Source organism: Streptomyces sp. NPDC046860 (assembly GCF_040645115.1).
In the GTDB taxonomy this organism is placed as follows: Bacteria; Actinomycetota; Actinomycetes; order Streptomycetales; family Streptomycetaceae; genus Streptomyces.
The window spans coordinates 64,069-72,816 of record NZ_JBEYXQ010000027.1 but is presented as its reverse complement, the minus strand read 5'-3'; the positions used below and the strand labels follow the sequence as shown (position 1 = coordinate 72,816).

Annotated in this window: 11 protein-coding genes; 6 read left to right on the top strand and 5 right to left on the bottom strand. The window is 70.7% G+C overall.

The genetic code is table 11. The annotated features are described in order from the left end of the window. The first annotated feature begins 306 nt into the window (after positions 1-306). A complete protein-coding gene (gene gcvH / locus ABZ898_RS27820) occupies positions 307-690 on the top strand; it encodes a glycine cleavage system protein GcvH (protein ID WP_361664550.1) in 384 nt (127 codons plus the stop codon). Between the two features lie 88 nt (positions 691-778). After that, the gene (locus tag ABZ898_RS27815) at positions 779-1,699 is read left to right on the top strand and encodes an NADP-dependent oxidoreductase (RefSeq protein ID WP_361664547.1); all 921 of its coding nucleotides are present in this window, start codon (positions 779-781) and stop codon (positions 1,697-1,699) included. 51 nt (positions 1,700-1,750) lie between these two features. Here the strand turns inward: ABZ898_RS27815 and ABZ898_RS27810 are convergent, their stop codons facing one another. Genes ABZ898_RS27810 through ABZ898_RS27800 form a run of 3 tightly spaced genes read right to left on the bottom strand, consistent with a single transcriptional unit; the run spans position 1,751 to position 3,649 of the window. Beyond that, positions 1,751-2,167 carry an arsenate reductase ArsC gene (locus tag ABZ898_RS27810; RefSeq protein ID WP_361664544.1) on the bottom strand — a complete coding sequence of 139 codons (417 nt, stop codon included), beginning with the start codon at positions 2,165-2,167 and terminating at the stop codon, positions 1,751-1,753. Next, positions 2,160-3,257 (bottom strand): ACR3 family arsenite efflux transporter, encoded by a 1,098-nt coding sequence (gene arsB, locus ABZ898_RS27805; protein ID WP_361664562.1) that lies wholly within the window; start codon positions 3,255-3,257, stop codon positions 2,160-2,162. Before arsB ends, ABZ898_RS27810 begins: the two co-directional genes overlap by 8 nt. Positions 3,258-3,265: 8 nt before the next feature. Further along, positions 3,266-3,649: a metalloregulator ArsR/SmtB family transcription factor gene (locus ABZ898_RS27800; protein WP_361664541.1), complete on the bottom strand. Its 384-nt coding sequence runs from the start codon at positions 3,647-3,649 to the stop codon at positions 3,266-3,268. Between the two features lie 218 nt (positions 3,650-3,867). Here ABZ898_RS27800 and ABZ898_RS27795 point away from each other — a divergent pair, with 218 nt between their 5' ends. Next, positions 3,868-4,350, top strand: a complete 483-nt coding sequence (locus ABZ898_RS27795; protein ID WP_361664538.1) for a MarR family winged helix-turn-helix transcriptional regulator — start codon at positions 3,868-3,870, stop codon at positions 4,348-4,350. Between the two features lie 93 nt (positions 4,351-4,443). Here the strand turns inward: ABZ898_RS27795 and ABZ898_RS27790 are convergent, their stop codons facing one another. Further along, positions 4,444-5,094, bottom strand: a complete 651-nt coding sequence (locus ABZ898_RS27790) for an NAD(P)H-dependent oxidoreductase (protein ID WP_361664535.1) — start codon at positions 5,092-5,094, stop codon at positions 4,444-4,446. Positions 5,095-5,240: 146 nt separating this feature from the next. On the opposite strand from ABZ898_RS27790, the gene ABZ898_RS27785 reads away from it, so the two are divergent. The 3 genes from ABZ898_RS27785 (at position 5,241) to ABZ898_RS27775 (ending at position 8,358) form a co-directional block, all read left to right on the top strand. After that, on the top strand, positions 5,241-5,909 hold the full coding sequence (locus tag ABZ898_RS27785; RefSeq protein ID WP_361664532.1) for a nitroreductase: 669 nt from the start codon (positions 5,241-5,243) through the stop codon (positions 5,907-5,909). A 108-nt stretch (positions 5,910-6,017) separates the two neighbouring features. Next, on the top strand, positions 6,018-6,755 hold the full coding sequence (locus ABZ898_RS27780) for an NAD(P)H-binding protein (protein WP_361664529.1): 738 nt from the start codon (positions 6,018-6,020) through the stop codon (positions 6,753-6,755). A 151-nt stretch (positions 6,756-6,906) separates the two neighbouring features. Further along, positions 6,907-8,358, top strand: coding sequence for an amidase (locus ABZ898_RS27775; protein WP_361664526.1), 1,452 nt, complete (start codon positions 6,907-6,909; stop codon positions 8,356-8,358). Between the two features lie 71 nt (positions 8,359-8,429). Here ABZ898_RS27775 and ABZ898_RS27770 read toward each other — a convergent pair whose 3' ends face one another. After that, complete coding sequence (locus ABZ898_RS27770) at positions 8,430-8,681, bottom strand: hypothetical protein (RefSeq protein WP_361664523.1); 252 nt, start codon at positions 8,679-8,681, stop codon at positions 8,430-8,432. Between the last annotated feature and the right edge of the window lie 67 nt (positions 8,682-8,748).

Here is an 8,748-nt window from a genome sequence, read left to right as displayed (position 1 = left end):
TTGCCCGCCCGAGCGGATTCCCCCGGCACCTCACCAACACCCCGCCCACCCGGCCGGCCAACTCACCTTCGGGGGGGGGGAGCAGGCCGCACGAGCGGCCCGCTCCGACCCCCGCTCACCCGTCCCGGCGGCAAGGAACGCGAGTCCGTCCTCCGACACGTCAGTCCACAGCTCCACGGCGACTCGTTCGGATGAAGGCGGCACATTCGTGGCATGGCGCCGAGCGCTCTGCGGATCATGACGATGGACTGCACCCGCACGTGGTCACCACCGACCCGTGCGACAGCCACCGCAGAGAGGTGAGACATGTCGCTGATCCCGGCAGACCTGCGATTCGCCGAGTCCCACGAGTGGGCCCGCCTGGAGCCCGACGGCACCGTCACCGTCGGGATCAGCGATCACGCGCAGAAGGCCATGGGCGACGTGGTGTTCGTGGAACTCGCCGAAGTCGGCCGGGTGATCGCCGCCGAGGAGGCCGCGGGCGTGGTCGAGTCGGTCAAGGTCGCGTCCGACATCTACTCCCCGGTGAGCGGAGAGGTCGTCGCCGTCAACCAGGAAATCTCGGACAGTCCCGAGCTGATCAACGAAGACCCCTACGACTCGTGGATCTTCAAGCTGAAGCCTTCCGACCAGAGCGAGCTGAACAACCTCCTGGACGCCGCCGGGTACAAGTCGGCGATCGGCGACTGATCGTCGTATCGACCCTTCTTTCGGGGCGGCCGGATTCGGCTGCCCCGAAAGCGCGACAGGCGGCTCTCACCAGGAAGCGGAACCTCCCATGCAAGCCATCACCGTCCAGGACCGCGACGCCGGCATCGGCGGCCTGACGCTCTCCGAGCTGCCGCACCCGCACGCCGCCGAGAACGACGTGATCGTGAAGGTCCACGCCGCCGGATTCACCCCGGGCGAACTGACCTGGCCCGGCACCTGGACCGACCGGGCCGGCCGCGACCGCACGCCGAGCGTGCCGGGCCACGAGCTGTCCGGCGTGGTCACGGAACTCGGCTACGGCACGACCGGCCTGACCGTCGGACAGCGTGTGTTCGGTCTGACCGACTGGACCCGCAACGGCTCACTGGCCCAGTACACGGCGGTCGAGGCCCGCAACCTCGCCCCGCTCCCGGCCGACGTCGACCACGTCACGGCCGCCGCGCTGCCGATCTCCGGACTCACCGCCTACCAGGCCCTGTTCGACCACGCCCACCTGCTCACCGGCCAGAGCGTACTCATCCACGGTGCCGCGGGCGGCGTCGGCTCCCTCGCCGTGCAACTGGCCCGCGAGGCCGGCGCCCGGGTGATCGGCACCGGCCGGTCCGGCGACCGCGACACCGCCCTGGCCCTGGGCGCGCACGCGTTCCTCGACCTCCAGGCGGAGAAACTGGAGGACGTCGGTGAGGTGGACGTCGTCTTCGACGTGATCGGAGGCGAGATCCTCGAACGCTCCGCCGCACTGGTACGCCCCGGCGGCTCCCTGGTCACCATCGCCGAACCGGTCACCGTCCATCCGCGCGACGCACGCGCCGTCTTCTTCGTCGTGGAACCGGACCGCCTCCGCCTGGCCGACCTGGCCAGGCGTGTGCGCGACGGACGCCTGAAGCCGATCATCGGCGCGGTCCGGCCACTCGCCGACACGCCCTCCGCCTTCGCCCCGGACAAGCGCACTCCGGGGAAGACGATCATCCGCGTCGCGGAGGAGTGAGCGGGCAGTGCCCGTCGCACGCGGGGACGAGGCGCCCGGCGAACCCCCAGTTCACGCGGGCATGTTCAGCAGCTCGGCGAGCAGCCGCCGAACGCGCCGCTCGATCTCGTCCCGGATGGGACGTACCGCGTCGACGCCCTGCCCAGCCGGATCGTCGAGTTCCCAGTCGAGGTAGGTCTTGCCCGGGAAGACGGGGCAGGTGTCGCCGCAGCCCATGGTGATCACGACGTCGGAGGCCCGGACCGCCTCGACGGTGAGGACCTTGGGCATCTGGGCGGACATGTCGATCCCGGCCTCGCGCATGGCTTCGGCGGCGGCCGGGTTGACCGCGGCGGCCGGGGCGGAGCCCGCGGAGCGGACCTCGACGCCGCCGCCCGCCAGATGGGTGAGCCACGCGGCCGCCATCTGGGAACGGCCGGCGTTGTGGACGCAGACGAACAGGACCGACGGCTTCGGCTTCTCAGGCATGGGCGTGACCTTCCGGGGTGGCGATCCTGCCGGTCGCCGAAGCGGGCTGGGGGAAGTACCGGCGGACGGCGAGGGCGACATGGACGAGCCCGATGAGGACGGGGACCTCGATCAGCGGGCCGACGACGCCTGCGAGTGCCTGACCGGAGGTGGCTCCGAACGTGGCGACGGCGACCGCGATGGCGAGTTCGAAGTTGTTGCCCGCCGCGGTGAACGCGAGCGTGGCCGCCCTCGGATAGCCCAGGCCGACCGCACGGCCCGTGGCCATCGCTCCGGCCCACATCAGCGCGAAGTACACCAGCAGCGGGAGCGCGATCCGGGCGACGTCCAGGGGCTTGGAGGTGATGGCATCGCCCTGCAGGGCGAACAGCACCACGATGGTGAACAGCAGCCCGTACAGGGCGAACGGACCGATGCGGGGGATCAGCCTCGTCTCGTACCAGGTGCGGCCCTTGGTCCTCTCGCCGGTCCGGCGGGTGAGGAATCCGGCGAGCAGCGGGATGCCGAGGAAGACGAGTACGGAACGGACGATCTCCCACGCGGAGACGTGCAGGGCGGTGCGCCGCAGGCCGAGCAGGCCGGGGAGCAGGTCGAGGTAGAGCCAGCCCAGAAGGCCGAAGGCCAGGACCTGGAAGGCGGAGTTGAGGGCGACGAGGACGGCCGCGGCTTCGCGGTCGCCGCAGGCGAGGTCGTTCCAGATGACGACCATGGCGATGCAGCGGGCCAGGCCGACGATGATCAGCCCGGTACGGTACTCGGGCAGATCGGGCAGGAAGATCCATGCGAGCGCGAACATCAGCGCCGGACCGACGACCCAGTTCAGCACCAGTGAGGGGATCAGCAGCCGCCGGTCGCGCGTCACCGTGTCGAGGCGGTCGTAGCGGACCTTCGCCAGCACCGGGTACATCATCACGAGCAGCCCGAGCGCGATCGGCAGCGAGATCCCGGTGACCGTCACTTCGCCCAGCGCGTCGCCCAGGCCCGGCACGAGGCGGCCCAGGCCGATGCCGAGCGCCATCGCGGCCAGGATCCACACCGCGAGGAGCCGGTCCAGGAACGACAGCCGCCCGGCGACCGGACCGGCTTCCATGTCCGCGCTCACGCGGTCGTCCCGGCCTTCCCGCCCGCGGGGCGGGTGAGGGCGGCGGCGAGCCGCTCGGTGGACTGGGGCAGCAGCCGGTAGTACACCCACGTCCCGCGCCGTTCCGAGGCGATCAGACCGGCCTGCTTCAGCAGCTTCAGGTGGTGGGAGATGGTCGGCTGCGACAGGTCGAACGCGGGGGTGAGGTCGCAGACGCAGATCTCCCCGCCGTCCCGTGAGGCGATCATCGACAGGAGCCGCAGCCGCACCGGGTCCCCGAGGGCCTTGAACACCTTGGCCAGTTCGACCGCCTGCTCCTCGTCCATGGGCGCGGTCAGCAGGGTCGGGCAACACGCTGCCGCCTCGTCCCGGCCGAGGAGGACCACATCTTGTTTCGACATACTTCTATGTTGATGTTCTTCGATCCAGGACGCAAGCTTGGATCGAAGAACATCGATGCAAGCTCAGGCCCCTGCGAGCCCCGACGCCATGCACTCCGCGATCGTCCGAGCCGTCAAGCCCGTGCGTCAGGACCACGTGAACGACGCCCCCGCGGCCGGCTCTCACCTCGTTTCAGGCGATACCGTCTCGGATGAGCGGACGGCGTAGGGTTGGCCCCATGCCCGCCGACGCCACGCCCGCCGCCCCCTCGCGCGTCACCGACCGCCCCGGGGACACCTCGCCCTTCGCCCTCGGCCTGCTGCTGCGCCGGGCGCACTGGCGCGCGGCCGCCGTGATGGAGGAGTCGCTCCGGCCGCTCGGCATCGAGTTGCGCCATTTCGCCGTGCTGATCGTGCTCGTCGATCGTGGACCCACGGTTCAGCGGGACCTGGCGGCCGCCACCGGGTCCGACAAGGCGGGCATCATGAGGATCGTCGACGATCTGGAGCGGCGCGGGCTGGCCGTCCGTAAGAGTGTGCCGGGGGACCGGCGGGTGCGCGCCGTGGAGATCACGCCTCAGGGTGTCGAACTCTTCGACGCGGCCCATGTGGCGGCGGAACCGCTGGCCGAGCGCCTGGTCGCCGACCTGGGCCCCGGCGAGCCCGAGAAGCTGGCGGATCTGCTGACCCGTATCGCCCACCCCTCGGACGGGGAGGCGTAGGGCACCCCCGCCCGCCCGGCTTCGAGGGCTGTTGCCGTGGACGCCCCGTGAGGGCGGGCCCCGGAGCGTCGCACGGCACCTACGGCCAGGGGATCACGCCACGAGACGTTCCACGAGCTCCTTGGCCTTGATCGCCGCGTCGTCGAAAGCCCGCTTGCGAGAGGTCTCGTAGAGGGGGACGAGTGCGGACATGGCCGCATTGCGGGGCGCCATGGTGAGTTCCGGGACGATGAACTCCAGATCCAGGCCAAGGGTGTCCTTGAGCGTGGCCTCCAGGTAGTTCTGCACGAACTCGAAGCCCTCGCGCGGGGTTCCGGGCGCGTAGGAGCCGCCGCGACTGGCGACGACGACCACCGGCGTCCCCTGCGCGGAGGGTGCCTCACCGGCCGTGCGGCCGAGCAGCAGGACGCTGTCCAGCCACGCCTTGAGGGTCGACGGGATCGAGAAGTTGTACATGGGGGCGCCGATCAGGACGGCGTCCGCCTGTTCCAGTTCCTCGATGAGCTTCTCGCGCGCCGCGAACGCGGCGGACTGCTCCGGGGTGCGCTCGCCGGGAGCGGCGTATCCGGCCGACCAGGCGGCAGCGGTGATGTGCGGGACCGGGTCGGCGGCCAGGTCGCGGTAGATCACCCTGCCCTGAGGGTGCTGCTCCTCCCAGGTCTCGCGGAACGCGGCCGTGACCGAACGGGACGAGGACGCCTCGTCGGGAAACACGGACGAGTCGATGTGCAGCAGCGTGGCCATGGACCTTCTCCAAAGTGCGATGACCGGGCGGGAGGCCCGGGGTGGGGATTCGTGCTCGACGATAGTTAAACACGAGATGGTATTGAGTGATACCGTCGTACTCGCTACGGAAGCAGGGCGTCGAGCGAACGAGGATTGGGACGATCATGGACGTGTACGAGGCAGTGGCGAGCCGACGGGCGGTGCGCGCGTTCACCGACCGGGAGGTCCCGGCGGACACGCTGGAGCGCGTACTCTCCGCAGCCGCCTGGGCGCCCTCCGCGTCGAACCTCCAGCCCTGGCACGTCTACGCCGTGACCGGCGCACCCCTCGCCGAGATCAAGAAGCGCGCCGGCGAACGCCTCGCCGCGGGCGACCCCTGGGACGAGCCGGAGTACGAGCAGTACCCGCCGTCACTGAAGTCCCCGTACCGCGAGCGCCGGTCCGCCTTCGGTGAGCAGCGATACGGCGCGCTCGGCATCGCCCGCGAGGACGTCGAGGCGCGCCAGCGGGCCGCGTCGGCGAACTGGGACTGCTTCGGCGCGCCCGCCGCCCTGTTCTGCTACATCGACCGCGATCTCGGCCGACCGCAATGGTCCGACGTCGGCATGTACCTGCAGACCGTGATGCTCCTGCTGCGCGCCGAGGGGCTGCACAGCTGCACGCAGATGGCGTGGGCGAAGTTTCACCGGACCGTCGCGGAGGTCCTGTCACCCCCGGACGAGCTGATGCTCTTCTGCGGCATGTCGATCGGGTTCGAGGACGCCGCGGCGCGTGACGCCCGCACCGGCCGCGCCCCGCTGGGCGAGACGGTCACCTTCATGGGCGGCGCCTGACATCGCCGCGTCCGCGCCACGCCCTGGCTGCTCCAGGTGCGTGTTGCCGCCCCCGCGTGCGTCCTATATGCCGTATATACCCGCATGATTCCTGGGAAAGGGAGACTCATGAAGATCGCAGTCATCGGCGGTACCGGACTGATCGGCTCGCAGGTCGTCGCGGACCTGAACGCCGCCGGACACGAGGCGGTACCCCATTCGAAGTCCACCGGGGTCGACGTCGTCACCGGCGAGGGACTGGACGAGGCGATGGCGGGAGCCGACGTCGTCGTCAACCTGACGAACTCCCCGACCTTCGACGACGCCTCCCCGACGTTCTTCCAGACCTCGATGGACAACCTCCTGGCCGCGGCGGGGAAGAACGGAGTCGGCCACTTCGTCGTCCTCTCCATCGTCGGCACGGACCAGGTGCCGGAGCTGGACTACTACCGCGCCAAGACACTCCAGGAGAACCTCCTCGCGGCCGGACCGGTCCCCTACTCGATCGTCCGGGCGACGCAGTTCATGGAGTTCATCGACGCCGTCATGTCCTGGACCGCCGACGCCGACACCGTCCGGCTGCCCGCCACTCCGATCCAGCCGATCGCCGCCAAGGACGTGGCCGCCGCGGTGGCGGAGGTCGCCACCGGCGCGCCGCTGAACGGCATCCGCAACATCGCCGGCCCCGAGATCTTCGCCCTGGACGAGCTGGGCCGGATCACCCTGTCCCACAAGGGCGACGACCGCACCGTCGTGAACGACCCCACCGCCGGCATGTTCGCCGTGGTCAAGGGCGACGTCCTCACCGACGAGAACGCCCACCTCGCCGCGACCCGCTATACGGACTGGCTCTCACTCCAGGGCTGATGGCGCATGGCCGGGCTTCACGCCCGGTCGTCGCGAATCACCCGGCCGCTGGTCAGGCGGAGTTGGGGAGTTCCTGACGTGTTGAGACGCCAATCCCCGTTGTGTGAACCGGCATTTTATGACCTCACCCCGAGGTCAGTACGTTCGATTCATGGACACCAAGTTTTCGACGGCGGAAGAACTCACGGCCGCCCTGCGTACCGGCGAAGTGACCTCGCTGGAGCTGACCGACGACGCGATCGCCCGTATCGAGCGGGACGACAAGGTGGTCAACGCGATCTGCGTGCCGGACTTCGACCGCGCGCGGGCCGCCGCGCGGCAGGCCGACCGTGCGCGCGCCCGTGGTGAGGGCGGGCCGCTGCTCGGCGTCCCGGTGACGGTCAAGGAGTCGTACGACATCGCCGGGATGCCCACGACCTGGGGCAACCCGGCGCACCGGGACTTCGTACCGGCCGAGGACGCGGTGCAGGTGTCGCGGCTCAAGGCCGCGGGCGCGGTGGTGCTCGGCAAGACCAACGTGCCTCTGGGGCTGCAGGACCTGCAGAGCTACAACGAGATCTACGGCACCACCACCAATCCGTGGGATCACGGGCGCACGCCGGGCGGGTCCTCCGGTGGTTCGGCGGCGGCCCTGGCGTGCGGGTTCGGCGCGTTGTCCATCGGCTCCGACATCGGCGGCTCGCTGCGCACCCCCGCGCATTTCTGCGGTGTCTACGCGCACAAGCCGACCCTCGGCCTGGTGGCGAACCGGGGCATGGTGCCGCCCGCCACCCCGGCACTGCCGGTCGACCTCGACCTTGCCGTCGTCGGCCCGATGGCGCGGAGTGCCCGCGACCTCTCGCTCCTGCTCGACGTCATGGCCGGGCCGGACCCCCTGACGCTCGGCTTGGCGCACACCGTGACCCTGCCGCCCGCGCGCCACGAGCGGCTGGACGGCTTCCGGGTCCTGGTCCTCGACGACCATCCGTTCCTTCCGACCGGGTCGGCCGTACGGGCCGGAGTGCAGCGGGTGGCCGACGCGCTCACCGACGGCGGTGCCCGCGTCGAACGGCGCACTCCGCTGCTGCCCGACCTGGCTGAAGCCGCCACCCTCTACGCGCAGTTGCTGTTCTCGGGAGCCGTGGCCCGCTATCCCGCCGAGGCGTACGAGCAACTAAGGACCCGCGCCGCCGGACTGAGCGCGGACGACCGGAGCCTCGACGCGGCGCGGCTGCGAGGGATGGCGTTCAGCCACCGCGACTGGATCGAGGCGAACGACCGCCGCGAGCTCCACCGCCACGGCTGGCGGCAGCTCTTCGCCGAGTTCGACGCCGTGGTGTGCCCGATCACGCCAACTCCCGCGTTCCCACACGACCACACCCCTGACCTGCTGCAACGCCGGATCGACATCGACGGCGTCACGTACCCGTACCTCGACCAGCTCGTCTGGGCCGGGCTGGCCACCATGCCCGGCCTGCCCGCCACCGCCATACCCACGGGCCCGTCGGCCGACGGCCTGCCGGTGGGCGTGCAGGTCATCGGCCCGATGTACGAGGACCGCACCCCGCTGCGGCTGGCCGAACTGCTGGAGCAGAGCATCGGTGGTTTCTCGGCACCGGAGTAGGGCGGAGGGGCGACCTGGCATCCGACTCCGCCGGCCTGTGGCCGGCCCTTCGTGCCCGACACCCTGCCGCGTCATCCGTCAGACGCGCGCTCACCGTCGAGCGGGAGGGCTGTCCCGGCATGGCTGCCGCCGAGTGCGCCGAGCGTGGTGCGGACGAGCAGGTCGACTCTCGCCCCCGTCTCGCCTCCGTTCGCGGAGAAGGGGAGGGACGGTGAGTCCACGGGCAGGTCGTTGACCTCGTGCAGGAGGGCGAGGAAGACCTGGCGGCACCAGGCGGGGTCCGCCGCCGCGATCGCACCCGTGTCCCGCAGGCGAGCGAACAACCACGGGGGGGGCGGGGGAGGGAACAGGGCGGACCCGCGTGGTGAAGTGTGGTCCTCTGAACACCCC